The following is a 26238-nucleotide window of genomic DNA, read 5'->3' on the forward strand; positions in this document are numbered from 1 at the left end:
ACTTTCACTCTCACTTTAGTAATTATGGGTAAAGCAACAGGATTTTTGGAATTCGAACGAGCACCGATCGCCGACCGCGATCCGATCGAACGTTTGAAGGATTGGGAAGAAACACACGAACACCCCGACTACGAGAAAGTGCAACAGCAGGGTGCCCGCTGCATGGATTGTGGTACGCCCTACTGCCACACCGGCATGGAGCTCAGCAACATGGCGAGCGGCTGCCCGATCAATAACTTGATCCCGGAGTTTAATGACCTCGTTTATCGTGGTCGCTGGCACGATGCCTACCTGCGTCTGGCCAAAACCAACAACTTCCCGGAATTCACCGGTCGTGTCTGCCCCGCTCCCTGTGAGGGCTCCTGCGTACTCGGTGTCATCGAGCCGCCGGTCACGATTAAAAATATCGAGCAGTCCATCATCGACCGCGCCTGGGATGAGGGTTGGGTCAAACCAACGGCTCCGGAAGAGCTTACCGGTAAAAAAGTTGCGGTTGTCGGCTCAGGCCCAGCAGGTCTCTCCGCTGCCGACCAGCTCAATCAAGCCGGGCATCTGGTCACGGTTTACGAGCGTGCCGACCGTATCGGGGGCCTCCTCATGTATGGCATCCCCAACATGAAGTTGCAGAAAGAGATTGTGAACCGCCGCGTCGACTTGATGCGCGAAGAAGGTGTCACCTTCCAGACCAACACCGAAATCGGCAAGGATATCTCTTCGAAGCAGCTGCTCGACGATTTCGATGCCGTTGTCCTTTGCTGTGGCGCCACCAAACCGCGCGACCTTCCGATCGAAGGCCGTGAACTCGGCAACATCCGCTTCGCCATGGAGTTCCTCACTCCCAACACCAAGGAGCTTTGGGATGTGCGCGAAGAAAAGTCGAAAGAGTTTACCGAACTGGCCAAGGATAAGAACGTCGTCATTATCGGCGGCGGGGACACGGGTACCGACTGCGTGGGCACCTCCCTGCGCCACGGCTGCAAGAGCGTGACGCAACTTGAGATCATGCCCAAGCCGCCGGAAGAACGCGCCGATAACAACCCGTGGCCGGAATGGCCCAAGACCTACAAGGTCGACTACGGCCAGGAAGAAGCCGCCGCCGTGCAGGGCGCAGATCCGCGCCAGTATCTCGTGAGTTCCAGCAAGTTCGAGGGTGACGAAAACGGAAACGTGAAAGCGGTTCACGTCCACGACATCGAATGGACCAACGAAAATGGCCGCTTTATTCCCAAGAAAGTTGAAGGCTCGGACCGCGTGATCGAAGCCGAGCTGGTACTTCTCGCCATGGGCTTCCTCGGACCGGAAAATACCATCGTGGAAGAGCTTGAACTCGAGCAGGACGCACGCACCAACGTGAAGGCAGAGTACGGTAAGTTCACCACCAGCATCGACAAGGTCTTTGCGGCCGGTGACATGCGCCGCGGCCAGTCCCTCATCGTCTGGGCCATCAACGAAGGACGCGCCGTCGCCCGCGAATGCGACCGCTTCCTCATGGGCACGACCAAACTTCCTTAAACGAAGTAATGAGCTTTAATATGCAGGCCGCGTTCCTCTTCGGGAGCGCGGCCTTTTTTTGGCGTTTCGATTCAATACCAGATCCACACGAGATGTAACGATGGCAGCCTGCCACAGCGTAATCCAATGAAGGCGGGTCCTCTGCCATCCATCCGGGATCTAGCTATTGGGATCCTCTTGCCCTAAGGGAGGGAGCCGGAGGACTGGCTCGAAAAACTATGCCGTGGCACACTGGCTATGCTACATCAATCCGGCAGCGGCACCGTGGCGTGCTCGCTTGTCGAGCGCCCGAAACTTGCGCGTACTTGAAAACCACCGCCCCCCTGATCGCAAGGAAGGATGCGGTTACCACTCCGGACTAGTACAGCTCTTGGCCATCTTCAATAAGCTGTGCTTTCAACTTACCGTAGTCCACGTTCTGAACGCTAACATTGCCATCAATCGCCAGTACCGCCGCAGTTCCGGCGCTTTGGCCCAGCACCATGCCGACCGGCTCCATTCGAATAGAGCCAAAGGCGATGTGGGAAGATGACACACACCAGGGCACGAGAAGGTTCTCACACTCACCTTCCGCTGGCACGATGGATTTATAGGAAATCGGGTACGGCTTGCCGTTGAAGTGCTTCTGCACATCCCCCTCGTTGCGCACATTACCCTTGTAGACGACGCGCTGCACATGGTGCGAGTCCATGGTGTAGGCGCCCATGCCGACCGAATCCTCGACCTGCGGGAAGTCCTCTTTTTGAAGAATCTGGTTCTCCGTCATGACAAAGTCCGAAATCATACGGCGTCCCTCGCGGACGTAAATATTGTAGGGCCAATGATCGTTATCCACGAATTCATCCTTGGGTAAGCCCCAACCGGAATACTGCTTGCGGACACCTTCGGGCATACGTGGATGGTTTTGCAAGGTCCAGATCAGGCCGAGCTGCCAATCCCGCTGAATAGCGGCGACTTTTTCGCGCTCTTCGTGGGACAAAGTAGTCCAGTCCCAGTAATCCGGATGCTCGGGCGGCAAATGACTGTAGTTATTGCCGATCTTATTCATGGAAATCCCGCCGTTGTTATTCGAATCCGTCTTCTTGTTCGGGATCGGTGAGAACTTGTAGAATGCGCCCCATTGCCCGCGATAGCCGGCGTCAACCGCGCGGAAGAGTAATTCATAAGTCGCCTCGTCGTAGTTCTCCGGCTTCGCGATGGGGACCATATTGTCTTCCGCACTCGTCAGGCAGACTCGATAACAATAGGCCTGCATCCGGTGGTCTCCTTTGCCCACATCAGCCTCGTCAAATGGGTTCACATCCGGCAGCAGTCCGCTTTCCGGATCGCCTTCGACCACATAGGGATCCACCGGCTTGGTAATGTTATTTTTATTCACAGGAAGTGTGATGCCGTTGACCGTTTCATCGTATGTAGCGTTGCTTTCGCGGCCCACTGTAAAGGTCACATCGGCCGCCGCCAAAAGATCACCTTCGTAGGAAGCATCGATGAACATTTGACCCGCCACTTTTCTTCCGTCCTGCAAATGAAGCTCGGTGATACGCTGCCCCTCCATTGTGGTCCCGTTGTCCAGGTCAAGGCGCCCCTCAACCACGGTAACGCCCGCTTCTTCCACCAGCTGGTCAAAAATCATTTCCGCCACCTTGGGCTCGAAAACGGAACCCAACTCAGTCGCGTCATTAAAAGTCGGCGCGCCCTGCCCCTTCTTGGGAAAGTCATCCTTCGATTGATGCACCCAGGCCTCGTCATTCTGGTAGTGCAGATAGACTCGATGATAGAATTCACGGGAAATCCCGCCCAAAATTCGGGAATTACCGATATCCGTCCACCCCAGTCCGCTGCTGGTCATGCCACCGAGGTGCCCGTATTGGGAAACCAGAATCACCGATTTACCCATCCGGGCCGCCTGCACCGCGGCGGAAACACCGACGGCTGCATCGCCGTAAACCACAACGTCGGCCTCCAGGGTTTCGGGCTGGCTGGACTCTTCAGAGTTGCAGCCGCTGCAAACAAATAAAACGAAAAGGGAGAGAATATAACGCATGGGTTGGAGTTAATTAAGCCCATCAGCGGGGTAAAGGATGAAAGGCTTATTCCTGGCATGCCGCGAACCGGCATGGTACTTTGGGGAAGTCAGGCAGAACCAAGGAAAAGACGAGCGTGGTGTGCTCGCTTGCCGAGCGCCGAGACAAGGCAACGGTTAAGGCGCGCGAAATCTCTCCCGCAAGTTTGAGCGCAAAAGAACTGTACAGCCTTCGCTGTGCTCCGCGCCACTAATCTTCCCCTCTGGCATGCCAAGCCGTTTGATCACGCCGTAGTCGCAGGGCGCGCAGGCGGTAGTCAGGAGCGAGAGTCACTTGCCATACGGTCCACCTTCGCTTCACGGGGTGAAGTCTACGGCGTGATAGCCTTCGCCGTTGCTCCGCTCTGTAACTTTGCGGATAATTTGTCTTAAAATCGTAGGGAACTCGATGAAAGTATCCGTACAGCGAAAAGCCCCGCTGAAAAGGGTATTTTTCTCAGCGCGGCGAATTTCGGCCTGATTAAGGCTATGTCGTGACGGGTTCCTCTACTGTGGATTGTCGGATTCTGTTTCGTGAATTGCCGCCTGCTTTCACAGGCTCTGAAATGTCTTTGCAGCGGTTGTGATAGCCTCTTGCAGAATTGGCTTTCGGCGTCCTTTTGGGCGCCGCCTTTGGCTGCTCTGCCTGTTGCGGTTCTTCAGGGATGATCTCTTCCACGGCGGATAAGATCTGAGCTGGCCCGGCTCCGTCTTTACCCTGCTTCTTTGCGAAGTAGTTTGCTCGCGTGACGACGCGCTCGATGCCTGCAACGTAATCTTCAATGCTCTCGGAGACCTCACGAAGTAAGCGGATCGAATCGTTGTCAGCGTCTGGAAGCTTGTGCCTGGCAATCGCTTCGAGGTCCTTGGAGCTTAGTTCGGCTGGCAACAACTCGTGGTGCTTGACGCGCCCTTTAAGCTGGCGGGAGTTCCAGCCGATGGACTTCTCATATTTATCGCATTGCTGATAGAACTGAGGCGTGGAGACAAGCACGACCGGAACGCCTTTATCAACGAGCGAGAGACGCAACCAGTCGATCCGCTTGGGCGCGGACCGGACCCGGTTCAGTTGCGGCCATAGCGCCCAGGCTTCGTCAATTACCAGGACGATGTCCCCTTGTTGAAGCATATCTTCGATCCGGACACGCATGTCGATTGCCTTGAGCGCCGAAGAGGAACTAACACCGATTGCTTTTGCGATGGAACGAAAGAAAGTCTTCTCGTCGAAACCAGACTCCAGGGACATGTAAATGGCTTTGCCTGGGTGACGCGCACAAAAGTTCCGGGCCGTAACACTCTTACCCATGCGTTCCAGCCCCTCAATGATAACAAGGGTCTTCGTTTCCAGTGCGTAGTCCATGGCATCGAGTATCCGCTGGCTGATCTCGGTTTCTGCCAACTCGGATTCAGCAGCCTCGATTTTCGAGCGCCGGTAGAGATAGAGCGCTTCGACGAGCCCGCAAAAATTCCAGAGGTTGGTATATGAAGACAGGTTGGGACGGATTCGCGGCCGGGCCAGAGCCGTCTTTAATTTGGAATACGGTTCATCGAGTTTTTTTGAAGGATCGAGGCAAAGGACCTTCAAATGGTCCGCCAACTCGGAGGCATCGAGGCGGGCCTGATCATGGAAGTCGCGCACCGGATAAGAATCGGGGCAGCCGGTGTGGTATTGCGCGCCGGACGGCTCCTCGTCTTCGTCGTAATCGCGAGGCATGAGTATTTGGCTAAAGTCCGGGTCGATTTCATCGCCGTCGAGTGGGAATTCTTCCCGGCAGCTGTCCGGCATTTCATCGCGAATCAAGCGGACTTCATCCGGCGTGTAGGTATCATCACCCGCTTTTCCGAGTTTTACCATGGTAGGGGTTCCGACGCGCTCCGGGAACATCTCCAGGAGTTCTTCTGCAACCCGCTCAAGGCCCCCCTCCTTGTGGGACTCTTGTTGAAGAAAATAAATCAAGGCGCGGTCTTCTGGGTCCTCGATCACCCGGACCCGCTTGGTAACGTGATTGCCCTTCAAGCCAGTGTCGTAAGCGCTGCTGGAACAGTAGCGCTCTTGCTTGAAGGTATTTGGATCGGAAGATTTTCGGGTGCTACTCATGGTTCAATTTCTCCTTTAGTTTTTGCCGTGTCTTTTGCAGGGCCGAGAGTGATTCGGCGGCGCGTTCCGGATTGCGGGGCTGACTATTCCTCCGGATGCCCAGGCGGGATTCTTCACGGCGCAGCTTGCGGGTGGCACTGACCGTGCGTTTTCTTTCGGATTCAACTTTCGAGCGATCCTCTTCGATCTGTGTCCCGAGCTCGTAAGCACTCCGCTCGGCCATCGTGCGACGGAACATCTTATCGTGTTGTTTGAAGTGAGGCTTGATGGTCCGATAGAGCGTTCTGGCGTATTTGTTGTGCGCCTCGGCCTGGGCCAATGCGGCAGAGAGTGTTTCATCGCCATCTTCGGCCATGGCGGGCGCTTGTAGTTCCAGCGGCACACTGACAGGGCTCTGCCGCTTCATGTCAGTGATCGTGATTGACTCGGGGACTGACTCGCTCGTGTCGAACCAGACCAGGACTTCTTTGCCTTGCAGCTGGCCGGTGGCCTCGTTGCGGTAATAGAATGACTGGCCTTTGAAAGTAAGACGGATGCCGTTTCGAGTAACACGCATCGGCTTGCGGTGATTCGCGAGGAGGTAACGCAGAGAGCCATCGAGGCGCATCAGAGGATCGCTGAAGTCGAACAGGCTTTCAAATGCTTCAGCCGGGCTCATTCCGTTCAGGCGGCCTTCTTGCGGTTCGTTGTTGTGGGCCTCGCAGGCTTTCTCCAATTGCTCGATCCATTGAGCGCGGGACATTAGAAAATCAGAATACTCGATCTTTCCAGCCTGGGCCTTGAGCATCTTCTTTTTGAATCGCTCATAACCTTCTGTCATTTCAGCGCGGCCAGCATACCCCGGCAAAGGATCGGTTCTGTTCTGGATATCGCCAATCACCCTTTCCACGACTTTGGAGCGTGGATTCGTCGCGTGCTTGAACTGGCAAAACTCGCGAAGGCCTTGCTCTGTATCAGCCCACGGAGTTTCATCGCCGTTGCGGTCGCCAGTAAGTAGCCGGGCGCTCTTCCAGATTCCCCGCTCAAAGTAAAAGCCCTTTCGCGGCAAGCCGTATTGGTCATGAATATCGATGACCGTCTGGCGAATGATCCGGCCATTGTAGTTGCGTTCGGAATGCAGGCAGAAGCCTAGAACATAGTCGGACCGGATATCGACAAATACGAGGAACTGCCCGCGCATGGCGCGAATGCCTTCCGGCGTCTGCTCCCAGTAATAATGATTCATGGTCGCATCGTCGCCCTGGAACCAATCGCCAGCGGAGCAATCGCTCCAATCACGCGTCACATAAGCGCCGTTCATCTTGTGCCGGTGCAGGCCGTGGTGAATGTTTTTCAGGTTCCGGACATCGTTTGAAATATCCTGGCGGATGGAATGCGGCACATGCGACTTGCTGGCCGGATTGTTTAAGAAGCGCTGTGTGGTTTCGTAGCTGAGTTCACCGGCTTGAAGTGTTTCGCGCCATGCCTGAGAGATGCGGCAGCCACGTTCGACAGATGCCGCGATCAGCTTATGGCGGTCTTCTTCCGGCAACTCAGGGGCGCGGCGGTTGCCCGAGCGTTCCGCCCGCTTGTCTTTTACGGCTTGCAGATCCCCGCCGCTTTCGATCCAGGCTTTCAGCTTCCGGTCGAAGTTGCGACGGAGTGCTGGCAGGTTTTTAGAGAGCACGACGCCGCTTCGATGAATGGTATTGATGACGACTTTCCGGGCCTCGGCTTCTTTCCAGCCTTCTTCGACCAGGCATTCCAATTCGCTGCAAGCGGAGTCCCAGATCAGGGTGCGCTCTGTGTTGCTGGGCCGTGCTGGCGTTTCACAGCCTTGCAGATGCATTTCCAGCCGGGCCAGGGCTCCATCAGGCAGGCTCTTCTTCGGCTTGCCTGGCTGCTTTAGGGAGAGCTTCGCTGAGAGGTAAATCTCGGTCCGGTCGAATTGTTGAAAGCCTCTATCCCGGTCCAGCGAGCGCTTGGCGAGCTTCCACCAGTGGCCTGGGGTGATGGTGTGGCCGAATGCTTGCTTGTAGTCGCGCAGGCCCAGTGCCTCGATCTCTTCGCTCGGCAAAGTGCCTTCGGCAACCATCGGCAGGATCTCGGAAAGTGCGCGCTGCAGTTTCTTTGCATCTTCGATGCAGTGGCCTTTCAACTCACCCAGGGTAACGATCTTGTCCCGGTGCCTTGGCTGCCATTGCTCTTTCGGGAACTGCATGAGCCGGTCTATGCTAAGGTGCCCGTGCTGCTCGGCCGCTTCGTGTAACGCGCCTTGCAGGGCCTTGGGCAGGCTCTCGATCTTCCAGGCGGAAGTCTCCTTGCCTTTTACGATCACCACGGAATCTGCTTCGATCCCTGCCAGACTCTTGCGCACACCACGGGCCGTGCGATTCAGAGCGGTTGCGATATCTGCGGCGGTATAGGCATTTGTCTGCGTCCTATCCATCTGTGCCTCCTTTCAAGTGGGCTTTCAGCCGGTTGTATAGATTCTCCAGGGCTGGCTTTGGAAACTCGAACAGAGGCGAGCAGCCTGCGTCCGCCAGAAGGCGGGCCGCGATAAACTCTTCGTAGCTCTCGACCGGGATGCGGTAGTGGACCCGTGGTGAGCCCATCTTTGAGATGTTGACGGCATTGAGCTGCCCGGCCTCGATGAGATTGATCAGGTGACGCTTCGTCACCCCTAGCTTGGCCTCCACCTCCGCCAGTTGGAGGGTGGAGCGCCCTTCGAATAAGAGCGAGCGATATGCATTTTTAGGGAGGCTCATGACTGCATCTTTACTTTTTTAGTTCCTCCAGTTTGCCTGTCGCTCTCGACGCCTCGGCAATCGTCTGCTCGCTGAATTCAAGTAGCCCGCATTTGCCGGACTTGAAGGTCTCGTAGCGTTTCAATAGTTCGCTCGTCTCTTCGATCCACAGAGATTCGCGTCCGGTTAGTTGCAGATACTCACCCGCCTTGATATAGCACTCGGCATAATGGTCGTAGGTCTTCGCGATGTAGCATTTAGCAGTGCGCTCCTTTAGGCTCTGCTTGAATTCTTCTATGCTTTGCTTGGAGTTACGCTGAATGATATTAAAGATCTCCAGCCAAATGGGCCCGAGGGCTTTGATTGATTCGTGCACCGTTTCCCTCAGTTCAGTTTCGATCTCCCCTAGCACTGTTTGTGCCTGGAGGATTTCGGCCTCCAGTTCGTCGGAAGGCGTGTGCTCCCTGGCTCCGCGAAGTTCGGAGAGACGTTGTAGCGCGTCCGTAAAGGACTCATTGAGTGCCTGCAGCTTTTTCTCGATTGCTTTCATGCTTCGTGGGGGGCGATTGTTTCTTTGCAGTATCTGGAGTCTTTCAGGTCGAGCCGCGCGCAGACGCTACGCTTCAGACGTGCCGAGCGGCGTTCGATTTCGCGTTTCGCCCTGTGGATGGATTGAATCTGGGCGAGTTCTTCACTCGTGAATCGATGCCCGGTCAGGCTGTTGAGGTTGACCGGGAAAGCTTTCGTCTCATCCGCTTGAAGCTTGTCGCGAAGTCTGCCGATGCCTGGTATCGCCAGTCCGGAAGCCCATTCTTCCTCGATGTCGGCAAACGCATCTACGTTGCGCTGAAACTCCAGAAGCTTCGAGAGCAGGTAGGGAACGACTTCGTCTTTGGCCCGCTGCTTTGGGTTCCGGTAGCGCGGATACAGCTTTGCGAATTGCGGCCCCCTGCGCCAACCGGAATAGTGCCGATACAGCGTGCTTACACTTGGAGTGTAGGAGCGGCCGCCTCCCAGGTCTAAAGGTTTTTTCTTCAACCGCTTTGAAACGAGCTTACAGGCCGCACCGATTGTCTTTGGTTTTTTGCCCGTTAGATGTTTCTGGATCTCTCGCATCAGGCGTTCCAGATGCTGCTCTTTTCGTCTCATCCAGTGGCACTTCTTGTATGGTCGTGTTGGCATAGTTTTAGCGGGTTGATTCTATTTTTCGCGGTTATTGGCACCTTCGGAGCGCTGCCTGGTTGCAGGACCCTTTTGCAATTCGACGGAATCCTTTTGCAAAATCGCTTTCGAGCCGCGCGCGGCTCTAGGGTCGCTTTTGGCGGTGCAGGCATTTGTAGGCGATTTTAGCGCTTCGGTTGAAGGGTCGCTCAGTAAATGTAAAGCCCGCTCATTCGGCTTGCCTTCGGCCTGGCCGCGAAGAGTCAGAATTTCGCGGTAGAGTTCTCGGGCCGGGTCGGAGCACTCGGCGATGACGCGGCGCACATCCGTATCGGCGTAAAAAGGTTCGAGCCGGGCTTCCAGTTCCAGGACCAGCTTCACGTATTCGGCCTCGGCCAGTTCGAGCTTTCGCGCGGCATCACCGATGCCCTGCCGCGGTCGCTCCTCGCGTTTGCCTGTGCTTGTCTTTTCCATGCTGCTCAAAAGATCTCAGTAAAGAGCCAGACGAAGAAGGCCCATGCCGCTCTCATCGACTTGGCGATGGCCTTCAGGACGGCGCTTCTTTCGGTGGGTTTCGAAGTGACCGGCGTCGCTTCGCTGGTGCAGGTTGCCTCGACGGTGCGCTTGTTGGACTCAAGATAGTCGGTTCCTTTCTCGCTGATCGTGTAGCGATTTAGCGAAGGTTTTAAGGTCTCACGGATGCTGCGTATCAGCCCTCGATCTTCCAGGTATCCGAGGTGTTTTTCGATCTCGCCATGACCAATGCATTCGGCATCGATTCGTGTTTGGATCGTTTCCGAATAGAAGCCCGTTTCCGGGCCGTTCCGGAGCATCCGGAGGATCGATTCCCGAATCTGTAACGATTGATGCGCTGTAGTTGTCATCCGTAAATTTAGGGCAAGAGGTGCCCCGAAAGAGGAGTAGAACTCATGATTTTAAACCATCTCCTCCCACGGGGCAGGTTCTTGTCTTGGCCATCGATAGCACCCAATGGTCAAATTCAGGCGCTCTTCTTCGCCTCCTTGGTTAGCTCTTTGTGCAGTTCGAGCACGCGGTTGATTTCTTCATCTACGGCATCAAGATCTGAGGGGCTGAGGTGACTATCCTCTGCCAGGATTTCGAGACGGAGCCTGCTATTAGGGTAGATACTCTCTTTGTAAATTTTTGTCTCTCTATAGTGGCGGCGCTCTGCGCCGTTAACACCTTGAACAGCCTCCTCACCCATCGTATCGACGAGGATCTGCCGGATTCTGGGATTCAGGATTTCCTCAATCTCGGAATAGTAGGGCTGGAGCGCTTCGCGTGCGCGCCTCATGGCACGGTGGACCCGAAAGCGCAGTTCACCCTTTTCCTTTTTGGCAATTTCCAGAGCGACCGGGGCCAGCTCGATGCGGGTTCGGTTCCGGGTCAATTGATCGACCTTTTCCAGATCGTTAAATGCTCCCGACTGCAGGATAGAGAAGTTCTGCTCTTTTAGATTCTGCACTGTTTCTTCGATCTCTTCGATTTTCTCATCAATCGCGACAGCATCGCAGCGTATTTCTTCGTTATCGTTGAGTAGATTTTTCATTGTGTCTTTTCATTGGTGGTTGGTTTGTGGTGAAAGTGTTCAGTTGCGCAGTTGCTCGATCTGTGAAGCCAGGTTGCTGATTTGGGTAGCAAAGCTTTGTATCGCAGCATTATTGGCCTGCTGCATATCGCGAATCGCTTCCATTGCAGGTGACAGGTCGATGATGCCTGAGCGGATGGCTTGGCTGAGTTGGTCGACATTCGCCGTGCCCGGTTGCCCCGCTGGCACTGTTGGTGACGGCTGTTGCTGCGGTTGAGACTCTGGGCCACTAGGGGCCGGATCACCAACGCGGCCGAACTCATCGCTTGTGCCGATCACACGACCGTTCTCGATAAAGCGCTGCTTACGCTCGCCACCGGTACCGATAAAGTCTTCCGCCCGCACGCCCTCACGCAGTTTGCGCGTATTCTCCTCCTGGGCTTGTCCGATCTCCCGGACCGTGTTTAGGCGTTCGCGGGAGGATGAGGCCGCTGCGGCCTCTGCAGCCGCACGTTCCCTGGCCATGCGGGTGGCCTCTTCATCGGTAAATTCGGCCGCCTTAAACTGGTTGATAAGTTGCTGCTCTCGCTTTTGCTGCTCCAGTTGTTTGACGAGATCTTCATTGTCCGCCTTCTTCGCGCGGAGGATGTCCATCTCGATCTCGTGCATCTTCACGATGCGTTCCTGGCGCTCTATTTGCGAGAGTGTTAGGCCCACGCCTTCGAGCATCAGCTCGACCTGAAGTTCCGTCTTTTCATTCAGCTCATCCTGTGCGGTGATTCGCTCCTGATTGACGGTGAGCACCTGATCAAGAGATCCAAGCAGGCGGTCGATATGCCCGACATGCTGGTCGAATAGCGCAGCGGCCTCCTCATTACCCTTAAGCAGTTCGGCCTGGTATTCCTGGACGTAGACTTTGCGCTGCTGCACTGCGCGGTTCCACAGCTGCTCTTTGTCGGCTACCGTTTCGATCTCTTTTGCGATATCGACCAAGCGGGATCTCTGGCGTTCCAGCTCAGCGCCTATGCCCGTGCCGCCATCCGTTAGTGTGTTGTAAAATTCCGCGATCTTATCCGATGCTCCAGTGGCATCGTCGATCAGTGTGCCCAGTGCGTAGCTGGCTGCACCTGCTGCGCTCACCAGACCACCCTTGCCAAGCGCTAGAGCCAGCCTTGGTGCAAGCTTATGGAGCGCTCCAAGCCCTTTAAGGGCTGGTCCTGTAGCCGCTGCCAGAGCCAGTAAACCGAGGCCCGCATTCCGGCTGGAGGGCTCCAGCTCGATCAGAAACTTAGTCAGGTCTACCCCGGTTTCAAGCAGCTCGCCCACCGCATCGCCCATGGCTTCCAGATCGGAACTATCCATGCTTTCCAACGCTGCGGAAAGGCTGAGCGCACCTTCGGAAAGCGCATCGAATGCGGGCTCGGAGATCCTGCCCGCGATCTTGTCCAGCAGGTCCTGAAAGTTCGAAAGGCGGGTCGTCGTATTGTCGGCCGCCTCGGCCATGCCGCCGAGTTGTTCGACCAGGAAGCCGTAGAGGTTGCCCTGTTCGCGGGCCGTCCGGATCTGCTCGTTTGTCACCTCCAGCACCTTCGCTAATGAAGCGTCCAGAGTGATGTTCCCCGTTACCAGGGCGCGGCCTTCCTGCACGAGCTGCCGCTGATCCAGCCCGAGGCGGCTCATCGCCTGGGAGAGGCGCACGGTCAAATCAATCGTTTCTTCCAGCGAGAGCCCGGCACCAAGCGCCGGACCCGCCAAAGCGGTAAAGCCCTGGGCGAGATCCTGAATCGTGCCCGGTGCCGTTTCCGCCTGGCGTTTCAATTCCTCCACGCCACGGGCCGCGCCGGCCAGTTGCTTCTCGGCCGTATCGAACTCGGCACCGCCGAATTTACTCAATATGGCCGCCACGGCCGTTTCGGTATCCTCCAGAGTCTTGTTAAACTCGATCCCGCGCTTGATCAGCGAGCCGAAAGCAAGGCTACCGACACCCACAAGCGGGGCTGTCAGGTAGAGCGACATTTTATTGCCCACCGATTCCGCCCGCCTAGCCAGGCCCTGCAAATCAGTTCCGATTTGCTCCACGCCGGAGCTATCACCCTCGGTGAGTATCCGGATCAGGACATCTCTGGAAGAACGCGCCATTTAGGAGTTTTCTTTCTTCGATTGCTTTCCAAACCACCCGGCATTTACGGCCGCCTGAAGTACCGCTTCATAGCGTTCGTCCTGCTCGGTCAGTTCGTCCACCAGCATGTCGGCCGAGGGGTAAGTTTTACGGCCTTGTTCGTCCAGGGCGGCCCAGATGAGGATGATCGTTTGAAAGTAGTCCTGCCCTGGAATAGTAAGCAGCGCGTTCAAGTTTCCGCCCATCTGTCCGTAGCGGTAACGTGCGTGACGGTCGAAGCATAGCTCGGCTTTTTTGCCCGCTAAGGTGATAATTGCTGTGTTTTGTTTCTGGTCCATTTTTTTCTAATCTTTTAGTTCTGCTATAAGCCCCACTTGCTGATTATTCCCGGCTCTGCTTGTCGCTTGAAACGTGTCGGTTTTGGAAGAGGGCGACTTGGCTGAATAGGTTTGTCTTTCGGGCTTCCCGACTTTTCTACGGCGGGTTCCGCTTCGTTGCTGCCGGATACCGAATCCGAAACGAAGGCCAGCAGCGCGCCCGTTCTTACAAGGTCACCCACTGTTTTACGGATCGCCTGCAGGTCCGTATATCCCAAGTGGAAAGAAAGCTTCTGCGGTCGATCAAAAGCCGCCCTGGCCTCATCGTTCATCGCAGCCCAGATCAGCGTCTGCGCCTGCATTGAATCGTGTTGGTTTGAAGTTAGGCGAGCATAGTCCCCATCGTTTTCTTGGAAGCGCTTCCATGCCGCAGCATCGAAGCAGAGCGAATACATTCCCCCTCTCAAGATGATTTGATGACTATGCTCGCTTTCGTTTTCCATAACTATCAATCAGCTTTAGAATAGGCCCGCGCGGTCATCACTTCTGTGACAGCATGCGGTGAAATGCCGTCGAAATCGCCGTGCTGAATCGCAGTTGTCAGGGACTCAAATTCCCGGATGAAACGAGCGCTAGCCTGGCAGATAAAGACCTCAGCCTGGCATTTCCGCGAAAGCGCATCCTCGGTCAGTTCTGGCATCGGCGGAAGAATGTCGCTAACGCCCCTCAGGGAATCTTCGATTCCTTCCATAACCAGCGCAAACTGGTGAAGGGGACAGTCGCGAAGCGACGAAAGCGCAACCTCGATCAGGTGCAGCCCTTCCGGAAGTGCTCCCAACAGGTGCATAGGCACAAATTCAGCCGTGTATTTGGAGATTTCGGCTTTCAAGGCCTCACCCTCCTCAAGCAAAGCCGCACTACGGCCTTTGATTTCAGGTTTTTCGGTGATAGCAGTGGTTGAAAGCAGTGCCTTCAAGTAGCAGTCGAGCGGCTTGCCCCGTGCCTCATTCAAGGCGAAGTAAAGCAGCGCGCTAGAGCCGCATTTCGGAGCCGTATATTCTTTGGGTGTATTCATGTTTGTTTCTAGGGTTACTTTAGATGCAGCTCACGAATGAGCCGGAGAAAATGTCCCCTGCCGGGGTGTTTACTGGAGGGGCAACCCAGACACGGCGCATGAAAAAAACCTACTTTTTCAGTCATCACGAACGGCCCCCCTTTCCCTTGCGAAGACCCTCTAAGTAGCGGTCCACAGGCGACTCCGACCAGATCGGCACGCCCAATCTAAATTCAATTTTCTCATTTAAAGCGGATGAGAACCCTGGGGCACCATTCAGTAGCTTGTTTATAGCGCTAACACTTTTGCCAGTAGCTTCTGCGAGCTCCGCTCTGCTGATTTTCAGCAGGGCTTGAGCCATTTTCGGTTTTTCTGATAAAGCTGTCGAGGGCATTACACAATAAGTGAATTCACAAAATGGGAATTAAGTCAACTAGACATTTCCCATTTTGTGAAATAATACGTAACAATGCCTAAGAAAGGTAAAACAGTGGTAGTCCAGTTGCCTGATCGAGAGGAAGCGATTTGTCAGCGCTTCAGAGAGATTAGGAAGTATAAACAGTGGACTCAAACTGAGTTTGCGAAAGAGCTAGGCATATCAAGAGATAGAGTAGCTAGCTACGAATACGCAAGGGCACCCGTGAAGTATTACCTCGGGATGATTGCCTGCATGCGAGCGGATGTCAGCCCGCGATGGCTGGCTGACGGTAGTCAGCCAATGTTTGGGTATTATGACAGCCCTGATGAGCCAAAAGAAGAAAGATATGCCCACCTTCCATTCAGCCAAGTATATGACAAATTTTTGAGCGCCACCTTTAGCGACACTTCAGAAGATGCTATTCGCTCTCTTTTAAGCCAAACAGATCTACGAAATGCGGCACACTTGCTAGCTGAGTCATGGGCTAATGTCTTAGAGAATTTAGGAGCTGATGACGCCGAGGATCTTTTACTGGATTTCGCCGTTCACGCGGCCTCAATGATTGGCTGCTATCAGAGCGACAAACAGATTTACAAAAGCTGGAAAGCTGAGTATGAAAAACTTCTCTCAAGTCAGCAGGAACAGTCAGACATCCAGATTTAGCATAACACATGATTAGTCAGCTTCAGCGCATTAAAGATTCGGGCTGCATGCGCGTTAAAGTTCTCGGCCCAGGCGAGGGAAACTATTGCTGCGCGGCTTGCTCGCTCCTGGTAGACCGTGAGTTCTCTGTCGATAACGCGCCCGAGCTGCCGCCCTCCGACTGCAAGTGCGACGGTGGCAGCAAGATCATGTATATAGCCGTGGAGGAGCCAAAAGAGCAGACGTCCCAGGCTGCCCTGTCCGAAAAAACCAAGGACGCTGGCGACAAGATGCAGGCTCTCGGCTGTGCCCTCACGATCTTTGTCACAATCCCCATCCTTATTCTGTTCTTACTCCTCTTCGTCTTTTGAGCATGTCCTGGCAAACTGTAGTAACTCACGGTGGCACTTTACTAGTTGGAATCTTTATCGGTGCCGCTGGAGCTTACTATGCCGAACTATTCACAGATCGGAGAAGGCAGAAAGAGGCAGGGACTTCAGAGGAAGAACGGTTCAGGGGAATTGCAGCGAAAATGCCAGACCTACTAGGCGAGATGAAAGAAGATCTCTCCAAGCCAGGTCTGGAACTAGCCCGGAAATTTTACTTTCTTCCGAACCCGGTCGCAATTTGGCCTGCTGAAGATGTCCGCCTTCACTATACCGGAACCAAGGAGAATGATTATAGCCACAAAATCGCCATCTTGGAGAGTGAGGGCTACATTATCGACGTATCAGATAGCAATTTGGATAAATACCAGATGACAGAGGGATTCGTTGAACTACTCATGAATTAGTTCTGCACGCTACCTGCATATAGTATGCAGAACCTCTTCAACAGGATTTGAGTTCCCCGTTCCCCACGATGCTTTCCGCATAACTTGTCTCAAGTTCCTCACCTTTTAGTGTCAGGATCAAAGACAATCCGCATATTTTAGCCGATTACGGCTCATCGCTCATAATCGCGCCAAAAGTGGGGAACTCGGACATACTATCCGGAACCGCGACATTTTATGGTCGATAATTGACGGCTCTAACTTTCTTAAGTCCATGATTTTCGGGCTTTTTCCGTCTTTTTCCTGATATTTCACCTTTTGGACAATTTATCCGGAAAGGGACAGCTCCTGCGAAGGCTGGTGGGCCCGGTGGGGTTCGAACCCACGACCAAGGGATTATGAGTCCCCTGCTCTAACCGCTGAGCTACAGGCCCTAAAGCTTTGCCCTATAAGGACTTATGACTGATTTACCATGGCCGATATTTGCGACTTGTAACCCAGTGTTGTAACCCAATACTTCAGAGCATGAAAAATTCATCTGCTGCCACAGAGAAAGAGAACACGCCTGAGTTTGTTCGGGTTGCTGAGTGTCTGTATCGGAATACTTCATCGGGTCGTTATTACGCTTTGGTTAAGCGAAGCGGTAGACAAATTAGAAAAAGCCTTAAGACTCAAGACAGAAAACTCGCTGAACGTCGACTAAAGGAATTTCATGCCAGTATTGGGCGAACTGACGTCGACAGCGGCTCACGCCAAATCCAATTTGAGGAGCTTGGGCAGCAATGGCTGGAAGTCCATAATGCGAGCCTTAAACCCTCCTCGGCAGATCGAAATGAACGCTGTTTCAAGCAACTGCTCCCCTACTTCAAAGGCTCCCGTGTGGCCGATATCAGGAGAGCCGATTGTCAGACGTGGGAAGTGAAGCGCGGCAAGCATCTGAATAGCTCGACCTACAATAAGGAAATGGAGGTCCTAAAGGGCATTCTCGAATACGGGATTGAGCGCGGCGTCATTCTCGAAAATCCGGCCAACATTCTAAAGCGGCGCAGGATTCAATCCAAAGCTATCGTCATTCCCACGCATGAGGAATTCGAAAAGCTGCTCGCAGGGATCGCCAAGCTCGACGGGAGAGCCAAAGAAGCGGCCAACCTCGTGCAGCTGCTCGCCTACTCCGGAATGCGTCTGGGGGAAGCAATCAATATCCAGTGGAACGAAGTCGATTTTAAGAAAGGTCGTTTCACTGTTTCCGGCGGTGAGGTCGGGACCAAAAACCATGAAACCCGAATTGTCCCACTTTTCCCCAGGCTGAAAGAATTTCTAAAAAAGCTCTACCATCAGAAGCAACCGCAGGGCGGCGAAAAGATCATCGGAATTGAAAGCGCAAAAAAAGCCCTGATTGCCTCCTGCAAAAGCCAAAATCTCCCGCATTTCACCCATCACTGCATGCGGCATTATTTTGTTAGTAACGCCATAGAGAAAGGAATCGACTTTAAAACGATTGCCGCTTGGGTAGGCCATAAGGATGGCGGACTGCTGGTTGCCAAAACCTATGGGCACTTAAGAGATACTCATTCCTTTGAAATGGCGAAGTTAATGACATGACAGATATTGATGATGAGCAAATACCAGAATGGTATGCAAAGAACCTGATAAAGCTATCAAACGCGCTTTTAGCATATGCGGTCGAAAAGAATAAGGTCCAAGGTCTTGTGGCTGACACCAGAACTTACACCTATCCAGAGGGCTCATGGCAAGAAAAGGCCTGCATCAGCCTTTCAAAAACAATGTTTCGTGGCCTATCGGCAAAGAAGTTAAACAAAGAATCTGCGCACTATAGATTGGGCTACGTTGAGGGCTTCTTGGAAAGTTGTTTTAGCGCAATGGCGGGCTGTGAAATAAGCGAATCAGATGGCAAGGAAAGTGCGCTCCTCGAAATCTTGAATCCAGCCAGTGAAGAAGATGACGAAATTAGAACTAAGCAACTCGAGCAATTCAAAGATCAGAGTAAATTAGCTCAAAAGCACGAGCATGCAGAGGGTTACGCAAACGGCTTAAAGTCATTCCTAGTCGATGAGGAAACGCTTCGATACGATTCAGACAGTTCAATGGCATACTTCTATATGCTGTTATTTGAGGATCAGATTAAACTTTGGAAGTCATGGAAAGAATTTCACGATTTTATCTCAGAGTTTGTTGAGGGGTATTCGGGAGAAAATAGATTCGATGCCTGCAAAAAAATGGGACAGTCAATTGGCTTCAGCCCGAATTCATAAAGTGTGCCAATAATTCGGGAGAAGTTCAGCCGATTGAACTCCCGATACAGTTGAACGAATAAGGGCTATTGTCTGCGGCGTCATGAAGACCGCAGACCAAACAAACACATTCCGCCTTGCCTACACCCGCAAGGAAACCGCTGAAATCCTCGGCATTTCGGCTCCATCCGTAGACCGTCTCACGAAGCGCGGCCTACTGCGTCCTTCAAGGGCCACTCGTCGACCCCTCTACTCAAAGACCGAAATTGAGCGTTTCTTGCGTGAAACTTCGGAGGTGATCGGATGAAGGGCCCAAGTAGGCAGAGGGAGAAACCGCCCTACCCCTCAAGGCAAGGCCACTCCAAGCTGTGCTTGGCTAGTGTCCTCCGCTGGGCGGTGTCCGAATCCGCGCCAGCCGTCTATCAACTTTATTGTTTTCCACCAAACTCTCAAAGGGAGATAGCGCAATGAGCCTAACCTATCTAAAACCTTACGTCCCGGCTTCGTGGTTCCATCCTTTGGGGATTCACAAGGTTCTTAAACGATTCTGGCATCGACTCCCGAATGTCGCCGGCTGCTTGTTTGTGACCTTCACAATAGATCGGGAAGCCATGCGCGCCCTGGGTTACGGCCCATCCGAAGCTTTCGACCTTACGCGCGACCGTATACGCCGGATTTTTTACCTGCTACGCAAGGGCGTAGAATGGAACGGTATCATCTACCGAATACCCGAAGCCTACTGCACAAAGGTCGAATTCCACGCCGATGAAGAAGGCTGGCCCCATTTTCACTGCATCTGGCTCACACGCCGATTCATTCCCGCCGAACTCCTCGCCCACCTTTGGAGCTATGGTCGAACCAACGTCAAGCGGATCACAAACGACGATTTTCACTACCTCCTGAAATACGTCTGCAAGTCCAGCCGTGTCCCCGAGTGGGTGCAGGATCGCGAACGCATGCGAATCTTTCAGCCGTCAAAGGGCTTTTTAATTTCTGAGGACAAGCCCGCTAAAGAAGAATCAGTACCTACTGGGAAAAAGCGCCCAGTGTCTACCATCCGCGAACGCCTCCACAAGTGGTCATGTACAGCTACGATTGTCACTGAGGATGAGAACGAGCCTTTCGACAGAGTAAGGCAAGTATCCCTCTACAAACCTTTTCAGGAAATTTTCGACCGCCTCGTTTACGCCGCTGCGGTGGCTGGTCGATACTTAGGAAGCGGCAAAATCCAAATAAACAGAAAGGAACAGTTATATCCATGGCTGACATATCAAAACCAACACGTATCACTTCCCGATTGACCGAAAACGGTCTATTCATTCGCGGGGTGGTCATCTCAAACAGCGCCCGCAAGATCACCAAAAAAGACGGTGGTATTCTGGCACTCGTAAAACACGAACTCGCCCTGCAGCCAGGTGTTGCGGTGCTTGAACGCTTCCTCGACCCAAAGGACAACCCAGAAGTCGAGATTAACGGTGATGAAGTCACCAAATATCCCGAATTGAAAGCCTTCCAACCTGTCTCGGTCAAAGCGACACGGATTCAGGAGCGTAACGGCCAGATTTCATCTTCCTCATGGGAAATCGTAGATTAGGGAAAATACTAAGATAAAAAGGGCCCGATGGTGGACGCGCGAGAGCGCGGCCGCTATCGGGCCTTTTCCTTGTTTACACAGTTAATAACTGTCCATCTTAGACAAAACCCTGCTCATTAACATCGATATTACCTTTGAGCTGTTCAAAAACGGGAAATAATATCATTGCTATTATAATACGTTAGGGAAAAGAATTTAATAGAACCCAAACATCTTAAAATATTATGGAAGAACGAAAAAAATACCAAGTGTTCGTCAGTTCGACCTATGAAGACCTTCAGCCTGAGCGTCAGGAGATTATGCATGCCTTGCTTGAACTTGATTGTATACCTTCTGGCATGGAATTGTTTCCGGCTGCAAACGAAGATCAATGGACTCTAATTAAGGGAGTCATTGATGATAGCGATTATTACATTGTTATCATAGGTGGTCGCTATGGCTCAGTTGGTCCAGGAGGAATCAGTTACACAGAAATGGAGTACCGCTATGCAGTTGAGCAAGGAAAACCGGTCATCGCTTTTCTGCACAAGGACCCGGATTCGCTAGAAAAAAGAAAGACCGAGACATCAAAGAAAGGACAAAAAGCACTCGAAGCGTTTAGAGATCTGTGTAAAACACGTATGTGTAAATTTTGGGAGACCCCACAAGAATTGGGATCAATAGTAAGTCGCAGTCTGATTATGCTTCAAAAGAAACACCCAGGTATTGGCTGGATTAGAGGCGACGCAGTTGCCTCTAAAGAAGCATCAAAAGAAATTTTGGATCTCAGACTGAAGATAGAAGATTTAAATAAAGAATTAGAGAAAGTTACGACACACGCTCCTGCTGGATCAGAAAAGCTGGAGCAAGGCGACGATGAATTCGGAATTTCAATTCATTTTCAAGCTAGTGACGATGAACATAATAATTACAGATGTCGGATTACTGTTAAAGAAGCGTGGGACGACATATTTTATATCATCTCGCCACTGATGATCCACGAAGCTACCGATCTGCAACTCAAGCGAAGGCTAAATGAAACTTATTCGAAGATTGCAGCCACCAAGGCAAAAAAGGATAAAAATTTTAAAGATCTGAAAAGATACAGGAATTTCGAAATAGATTCTGACAATTACGAAACTATAAAGATTCAACTAAGAGCACTTGGTTTGATTACTCAAAGTATCAAACAAAGGAGCGTTAAGGACACCGCTTCATATTGGAAATTAACACCATACGGAGACTCTGTAATGGTAAGACTCAGAGCCATTGAAAAATAAGAAAGCCAACCAGACGAGTGAGGCAACTGCGTTTGCTCCCGCTGACTTGCACCTCCTCTCGACGTTGGGTAATCAAATGAACTCATTTCAAACATTTCTAGACGTCCTGAGCCAGATCTTAACGCTGTTTGCACTGATCTGCGCAGGACTAGCCTTTGTGTTCAAAGAGGGAATAAAAGCTTACTTTAAGAAAATCGTCACTGACACAACTCTTGAGAAGAAAAAGCAAATTGATGAAGACCTTGAAATCCACAAGAATCGCCTAGTGGGTGACCTTGAAAGACTAAAGTATCAAATTGAACTAGAAAAGCAGCTCGAATTTAAGATCCTCGATGCGAGAGTGGAGGCGTATAATGGTTTGATCTCTGCATATTTTGATGCGTATCAGGAGCTGATTAGATTTAATGCTCAACAGAATAAATACCCTGAAATTCGAGATCAGCTTATAGATAAACTCCTAGAGCATTTCGAACGCATGAACGATGCTTGGAAAGGGAATCAACTCTTTGTAACAGAAGAGATGAATCATAACCTTGTAATGGTAGACGTGCATCTAAGAGGTTTTTACAACCGAATAGTTAAAGGGCAGCAGACTATCGAAAAAGAAGAATGGGATGCACTCATTCACGAGTTCGGCGTTTTGAAAAATCTAATGAATGAAGAGCTAAAGCAGACTGCAAAGAAGACCAACCAGGGTGAGTAGACAACCCGAGTGACGCGCCAGAAAATTCTAAAAACCATTTGCACGACTAAACCCACAGGTCGGGTCGTCTATCACCTACGTCTATGTAAGAAATGCCTCGCCCACCAAAACTCACAGACACTCAAAAAAGAAGACTTTCGGTTTTAGAACCAAAACTGAGGCGTTGTGCTCGCATTGGCGACCTTGAGTTAGCAAAAGAAATCTGTGTTGATCTTCAGAGAATACTCAGACCAACTGGGCATTTAGCACGGCTATATCAGAACAAGAATTACATGTTCGAGGCTGCTATGGAAGCTGGCGAGCTCTCGTTCGCAAAAGATGGATTTAGTGGAATTCGCAAGTCAGCTAATGAGGGAACTCGTGTATATCTCGAAGCAAGTGCACTTCTGTCAATTTGCTATCTACGTGAGACAAACTTCGAGTCTGCGAAACCACTGATTTCAGAAGTCCTTAGTGACGAGACCTCAATTACTTCTGTTCAGGGACGGCGTGATTTTCGTAGACGAGTTATCGAGCGCTTCAACGAAGAAGGGGCACTCGCGACCCTAAAGATGGTCGGAACAGACAAACTCGAAGGTCATAAGCTTGAAGAGGACGCGGGACGAGTCGTTGCGACTCAAAATGAAGATGAGATTTTCGAGAATTTCGGAAGCTCTGTACCTCAGAGAACGATTCAATTTTTATATGAGATCGATTCGTACTCTCATAAGCAACTCCCAGGCAGTGAACAGAAATTGCTGCCCAGCCCTGAAGAGAAAACTCAGAAGAAAGAAGTTGGAAGGACACTATTCTCTGCAGTCCGTAGAGTTCTGTGGAAATCACTCTGCGACAAAGAATCCGACATTTATAAGGTTTGGTTTAACGAGGGAATGGGAGCTGTTTTGAACAAGAAATATATTGGTGGAGCTGTCGCGGCGGCATTGGCCGGATTGGGGATAGGCATTCATGCTCTGGGGGTTGCAGCAACAGCACTTATTATAAAACTAGGAATTGAAGTATACTGCGAGAGTTTTGCCCCAGAGGATATTATGTCATCTCGCAGGGTCAGGAAAAACTCAAAGAAGAGCTAAAAAACGGTGGTATCAATTTCGTTACGGCTCAGCCTCTACTCCATGCATACACCTCTACGCAGCAGAATAACATGAATAAAGAAGCAAGCACAACTGAAAGCCCAATTCCGAACTACGTTGCTGATAACGACTGGGAAAAGGAACTAAACTACAAGACATGGGTAACCAAGGCTGCTAGATTCCAAGCAAACAAGCGACTTTTGGAGACACACAAATTGTCGTCTATAACTATCAGTGTTTTGTCGTGTTGCCTAATAATCGCAGCGTCACTTCCTATCTATGTTGGAAACGCAAGTTTACCTTTTCCATCCTATTGGATGAATTTTCTGATTACATCTATTGCAGTATTAGTGCTTGTATTTACCCAGATAGAATCTTCGTCGCACTATAACCTAGAAGCGCATAAATTTCATACGAATGCACTCAAGATCGCGAATATATACAATGAACTACGAATCGCTAAACATATCGAGGATGACAAAGAGCGCTTTGAGGCAATTATCTCGTTAACTCGGAAATATGAAGCAGTCCTGGCAGAATGCGAAAATCATGATCCAATAGATTATGCTATCAGTAAGACGAAGAAATCTGAATACTTTACTCTAACCGAAAAAGAGAAGAAGGAAATTTTCAAAGAGTATGACTGGAAGGTTCGAAAAAAGTATCATATCCTCATAGGAGCAGTTACACTATTTACACTCGTACTTACCGCAGCAGTCATTCTCTCTCCGGTAATCTCTGAGGTCATGCCCGATGCTAACTAGGCACAGGTGGTAACGCCATAAGGAGGACACCCTTCGACTTTAATCCCTTGCTCTAGCCTGAAAACCTGTAACCCGAAAGTTGTCACCTTAACCGTTAGTGAGTCAAAATTGTAATACAAATTTAACCCGTTGGCGCTTTTCTCTTCCCTTGCTCTATAATAGTAACCCTTTTTGTAACCCCGTTTCAAAATTTGGGACTTTTCGGGATAATTCAGGATAACAGGCCGAAATCAAAAAAGTGTCTAAGTGCTTGATTGCGTGACACTAGATGACTCGCGATAACTCGCGCAAACTATTGGTGATTAACGACTTAGCGTTATGAGTCCCCTGCTCTAACCGCTGAGCTACAGGCCCTAAAGGAGGAAAAGGGATAGGTGCTTTGCTGCGCACGTCCATACTTTTCCGCAAATAACTCATCAAAATACTGCCAGCGCTTACCATTTCCCTTCTGCGAGAGGTTAACACATGTAACCGATAGATGTAACCCAACCGGAATTTTGCCAAAAATTAAGGCCACTTCCGGAAAAGTGGCCTTAAGTGAAATTTAATGGTGTTTCGTATCTAGTATTTTACGCCACAGCCATAGGGTGTGGTGGTTGGGCTCTCCACCGGCTCGCCCTTCTTATGAGACATGTAGGCCGCCTTGACGTAGTTGGTGGCCTTTTCAATGTCTTCCACCTTGGTGGACTTGATGCTGTCGATAGCGCCTTGATAAATGAGTTCACCGTCGGGGGCGATGACATACATGTGCGGGGTGACGCGGGCGTCGTAAGCGCGACCGACTTTGCCATCGGTATCGAGAAGCATCGCGGTAGCTTTGATGCCCTTGTCAGCGATCTGTTTGTTGCCTTGTTCGGGAGTGACTGAGCCCTGCTTGCCGGGAGCACCGGAATTGACCACCAACCAGACGACGCCCTGATCCGTCATTTTTTCCTGCAGGGCCTGCATATGCCCCTCGTTGTAGTGCTTCTTGACGAAAGGGCAACCGTGGTTGGTCCATTCGAGAACAACGTACTTGCCCTTGAAGTCGGACAGACTGTGCTCGGTACCATTGGTATCGGTCAGAGTGAATTCAGGTGCCTTCGCACCGGTTTCGACACCGGCGTGCAGACTGAGTGAAAAGAGAACAGCGGAGAGGATGAGTGGTAGTTTTTTCATAAGTACGCTAGTGAAACAGCGTATTCCCGCATTTTCAAATAAGCCGTTACGTTTTTTCGCGACGCTCACATATTTATAGTCGAGACACCCGCCGTCAAATAAGTGGACTACTTAAGCCGTTGATGTATATTAATTTACGATAAGTACAACACCTCCTGATACCCGCATAATCATCATCACGACTTCGTCCACATACATTAACGTTCATTACGGTTCAAATTATTCTGCCTCCCAAATCCCCAAATCAACCAGTTGCCGGGTGGCCTGCTCGGTCCAGCCGCGATTGGCCGCAGGGCTGGCCGGGCTGGGGTGCAGAATCCGGCCGAACTTGATCGCCATGCCATCCAGGGCCTGCTTGGCCCGTCCCTCGGCAAAGGCCCCCACCCCGATGAGCCACTCCGGCTGGAGCACTTCCACCAATTCGCGCAGGTGTTGATCGCAGGCGGCGTATAGTGGTTCCGTCTCGGCAGCCGGCATTTTATCCGGCGTACGGTTCTTACCCGAAGCCTCCATAAAAACCAGTGGGCAGTAATTGACGATAAAATGGTCGGCAAAAAAGGCTTCCGATGTACCGAAGCGCTCTTTTAAAGCCCCCCACAAGCGTCGGCCACTCACTTCACTACGGGTACAGGCAAAGCCTTCGATCGGCCGCTTGGGATGCTCATCACCGGGCTTCAAGACATTGGCTTCAACACCGACCCAATCGCGCACCAACTCGATCTCGCCAAAAGGCACGCCGGTTTGCGCCATCCCAAAGGGCCCCGGATTCATGCCCATAAAAACGACCTTCTTTCGTGAGTTACCGTGTTTGCGAATGTACTGCTCATGCGGCGCCCAGGCATAGCGCAGCGGGTTGTACACATGGGTGGTGGGCTCAGCAAAGTTGAAACGGTCCACGGTATCGGCCAGACGCTGGGCCGCGGCGGCAAGTTCATCTGAAATTGATGGAGACATGTTGCGAATGGTTTGACTGTTGAGGCCAAAGACGAAGGCCTTCGGCTACGGTTC

Annotated in this window: 29 protein-coding genes and 1 tRNA gene; 13 read left to right on the forward strand and 17 right to left on the reverse strand. The window is 51.8% G+C overall.

Features of this window, described 5'->3' with window-relative positions:
* The first annotated feature begins 24 nt into the window (after window positions 1–24).
* Window positions 25–1512, forward strand: a complete 1488-nt coding sequence (locus DDZ13_RS07320; RefSeq protein WP_110130786.1) for a glutamate synthase subunit beta — start codon at window positions 25–27, stop codon at window positions 1510–1512.
* 358 nt (window positions 1513–1870) lie between these two features.
* Here the strand turns inward: DDZ13_RS07320 and DDZ13_RS07325 are convergent, their stop codons facing one another.
* The 14 genes from DDZ13_RS07325 to DDZ13_RS15990 form a co-directional block, all read right to left on the reverse strand.
* Entirely contained in the window at window positions 1871–3556 is a 1686-nt protein-coding gene (locus DDZ13_RS07325) for an FAD-dependent oxidoreductase (RefSeq protein WP_110130787.1), read from the reverse strand.
* A 505-nt stretch (window positions 3557–4061) separates the two neighbouring features.
* Window positions 4062–5672, reverse strand: a complete 1611-nt coding sequence (locus DDZ13_RS07330; protein WP_110130788.1) for an AAA family ATPase — start codon at window positions 5670–5672, stop codon at window positions 4062–4064.
* Window positions 5665–8100, reverse strand: coding sequence for a hypothetical protein (locus DDZ13_RS07335; protein WP_110130789.1), 2436 nt, complete (start codon window positions 8098–8100; stop codon window positions 5665–5667). The genes DDZ13_RS07330 and DDZ13_RS07335 overlap by 8 nt, the downstream gene beginning before the upstream one ends.
* Window positions 8093–8419, reverse strand: a complete 327-nt coding sequence (locus tag DDZ13_RS07340) for a helix-turn-helix domain-containing protein (protein ID WP_110130790.1) — start codon at window positions 8417–8419, stop codon at window positions 8093–8095. The genes DDZ13_RS07335 and DDZ13_RS07340 overlap by 8 nt, the downstream gene beginning before the upstream one ends.
* A gap of 10 nt (window positions 8420–8429) precedes the next feature.
* Window positions 8430–8948, reverse strand: a complete 519-nt coding sequence (locus DDZ13_RS07345) for a hypothetical protein (RefSeq protein ID WP_110130791.1) — start codon at window positions 8946–8948, stop codon at window positions 8430–8432.
* On the reverse strand, window positions 8945–9580 hold the full coding sequence (locus DDZ13_RS07350; protein WP_146209283.1) for a hypothetical protein: 636 nt from the start codon (window positions 9578–9580) through the stop codon (window positions 8945–8947). The genes DDZ13_RS07345 and DDZ13_RS07350 overlap by 4 nt, the downstream gene beginning before the upstream one ends.
* Before the next feature lie 18 nt (window positions 9581–9598).
* Window positions 9599–10033 carry a hypothetical protein gene (locus tag DDZ13_RS07355; protein WP_110130793.1) on the reverse strand — a complete coding sequence of 145 codons (435 nt, stop codon included), beginning with the start codon at window positions 10031–10033 and terminating at the stop codon, window positions 9599–9601.
* A gap of 5 nt (window positions 10034–10038) precedes the next feature.
* Window positions 10039–10443, reverse strand: coding sequence for a hypothetical protein (locus tag DDZ13_RS07360; RefSeq protein WP_146209284.1), 405 nt, complete (start codon window positions 10441–10443; stop codon window positions 10039–10041).
* Between the two features lie 116 nt (window positions 10444–10559).
* Complete coding sequence (locus tag DDZ13_RS07365) at window positions 10560–11129, reverse strand: hypothetical protein (protein WP_110130795.1); 570 nt, start codon at window positions 11127–11129, stop codon at window positions 10560–10562.
* 39 nt (window positions 11130–11168) lie between these two features.
* Window positions 11169–13247, reverse strand: a complete 2079-nt coding sequence (locus DDZ13_RS07370; protein WP_110130796.1) for a tape measure protein — start codon at window positions 13245–13247, stop codon at window positions 11169–11171.
* Complete coding sequence (locus tag DDZ13_RS07375) at window positions 13248–13565, reverse strand: hypothetical protein (protein ID WP_110130797.1); 318 nt, start codon at window positions 13563–13565, stop codon at window positions 13248–13250.
* A gap of 23 nt (window positions 13566–13588) precedes the next feature.
* Entirely contained in the window at window positions 13589–14047 is a 459-nt protein-coding gene (locus DDZ13_RS07380) for a hypothetical protein (RefSeq protein WP_110130798.1), read from the reverse strand.
* Between the two features lie 5 nt (window positions 14048–14052).
* A complete protein-coding gene (locus tag DDZ13_RS07385; protein WP_110130799.1) occupies window positions 14053–14619 on the reverse strand; it encodes a hypothetical protein in 567 nt (188 codons plus the stop codon).
* Window positions 14620–14743: 124 nt separating this feature from the next.
* The gene (locus DDZ13_RS15990) at window positions 14744–14992 is read right to left on the reverse strand and encodes a helix-turn-helix domain-containing protein (protein ID WP_110130800.1); all 249 of its coding nucleotides are present in this window, start codon (window positions 14990–14992) and stop codon (window positions 14744–14746) included.
* Between the two features lie 75 nt (window positions 14993–15067).
* On the opposite strand from DDZ13_RS15990, the gene DDZ13_RS07395 reads away from it, so the two are divergent.
* From DDZ13_RS07395 to DDZ13_RS07405, 3 genes are read left to right on the forward strand one after another with little or no spacing between them, the layout of a single operon-like run.
* Complete coding sequence (locus DDZ13_RS07395; RefSeq protein ID WP_110130801.1) at window positions 15068–15679, forward strand: helix-turn-helix domain-containing protein; 612 nt, start codon at window positions 15068–15070, stop codon at window positions 15677–15679.
* 8 nt (window positions 15680–15687) lie between these two features.
* A complete protein-coding gene (locus tag DDZ13_RS07400) occupies window positions 15688–16029 on the forward strand; it encodes a hypothetical protein (protein ID WP_110130802.1) in 342 nt (113 codons plus the stop codon).
* 2 nt (window positions 16030–16031) lie between these two features.
* Complete coding sequence (locus tag DDZ13_RS07405; RefSeq protein WP_110130803.1) at window positions 16032–16451, forward strand: hypothetical protein; 420 nt, start codon at window positions 16032–16034, stop codon at window positions 16449–16451.
* 337 nt (window positions 16452–16788) lie between these two features.
* Here DDZ13_RS07405 and DDZ13_RS07410 read toward each other — a convergent pair.
* Window positions 16789–16864, reverse strand: a tRNA-Ile gene (locus tag DDZ13_RS07410).
* Between the two features lie 49 nt (window positions 16865–16913).
* On the opposite strand from DDZ13_RS07410, the gene DDZ13_RS07415 reads away from it, so the two are divergent.
* The 9 genes from DDZ13_RS07415 (at window position 16914) to DDZ13_RS07455 (ending at window position 24072) form a co-directional block, all read left to right on the forward strand.
* On the forward strand, window positions 16914–18032 hold the full coding sequence (locus tag DDZ13_RS07415) for a tyrosine-type recombinase/integrase (RefSeq protein ID WP_146209286.1): 1119 nt from the start codon (window positions 16914–16916) through the stop codon (window positions 18030–18032).
* Entirely contained in the window at window positions 18029–18703 is a 675-nt protein-coding gene (locus tag DDZ13_RS07420; protein ID WP_110130805.1) for a hypothetical protein, read from the forward strand. Before DDZ13_RS07415 ends, DDZ13_RS07420 begins: the two co-directional genes overlap by 4 nt.
* Before the next feature lie 82 nt (window positions 18704–18785).
* Entirely contained in the window at window positions 18786–18989 is a 204-nt protein-coding gene (locus DDZ13_RS15995) for a helix-turn-helix domain-containing protein (RefSeq protein WP_110130806.1), read from the forward strand.
* 124 nt (window positions 18990–19113) lie between these two features.
* Window positions 19114–19983 carry a rolling circle replication-associated protein gene (locus DDZ13_RS07430; protein ID WP_233246113.1) on the forward strand — a complete coding sequence of 290 codons (870 nt, stop codon included), beginning with the start codon at window positions 19114–19116 and terminating at the stop codon, window positions 19981–19983.
* On the forward strand, window positions 19941–20276 hold the full coding sequence (locus DDZ13_RS07435) for a hypothetical protein (protein ID WP_146209288.1): 336 nt from the start codon (window positions 19941–19943) through the stop codon (window positions 20274–20276). Before DDZ13_RS07430 ends, DDZ13_RS07435 begins: the two co-directional genes overlap by 43 nt.
* A gap of 224 nt (window positions 20277–20500) precedes the next feature.
* Complete coding sequence (locus DDZ13_RS07440; protein WP_110130809.1) at window positions 20501–21535, forward strand: DUF4062 domain-containing protein; 1035 nt, start codon at window positions 20501–20503, stop codon at window positions 21533–21535.
* Window positions 21525–22238 carry a hypothetical protein gene (locus DDZ13_RS07445; protein ID WP_110130810.1) on the forward strand — a complete coding sequence of 238 codons (714 nt, stop codon included), beginning with the start codon at window positions 21525–21527 and terminating at the stop codon, window positions 22236–22238. Before DDZ13_RS07440 ends, DDZ13_RS07445 begins: the two co-directional genes overlap by 11 nt.
* A gap of 92 nt (window positions 22239–22330) precedes the next feature.
* A complete protein-coding gene (locus DDZ13_RS07450) occupies window positions 22331–23308 on the forward strand; it encodes a hypothetical protein (RefSeq protein ID WP_146209289.1) in 978 nt (325 codons plus the stop codon).
* A gap of 71 nt (window positions 23309–23379) precedes the next feature.
* Window positions 23380–24072: an SLATT domain-containing protein gene (locus tag DDZ13_RS07455; RefSeq protein ID WP_110130812.1), complete on the forward strand. Its 693-nt coding sequence runs from the start codon at window positions 23380–23382 to the stop codon at window positions 24070–24072.
* A gap of 561 nt (window positions 24073–24633) precedes the next feature.
* Here the strand turns inward: DDZ13_RS07455 and DDZ13_RS07460 are convergent.
* Both DDZ13_RS07460 and DDZ13_RS07465 read right to left on the reverse strand, forming a co-directional pair.
* Entirely contained in the window at window positions 24634–25230 is a 597-nt protein-coding gene (locus DDZ13_RS07460) for a thioredoxin family protein (RefSeq protein WP_110130813.1), read from the reverse strand.
* 219 nt (window positions 25231–25449) lie between these two features.
* On the reverse strand, window positions 25450–26184 hold the full coding sequence (locus DDZ13_RS07465; RefSeq protein WP_110130814.1) for a uracil-DNA glycosylase family protein: 735 nt from the start codon (window positions 26182–26184) through the stop codon (window positions 25450–25452).
* Between the last annotated feature and the right edge of the window lie 54 nt (window positions 26185–26238).

Source organism: Coraliomargarita sinensis, assembly GCF_003185655.1.
Taxonomy (GTDB): domain Bacteria; phylum Verrucomicrobiota; class Verrucomicrobiia; order Opitutales; family Coraliomargaritaceae; genus Coraliomargarita_B; species Coraliomargarita_B sinensis.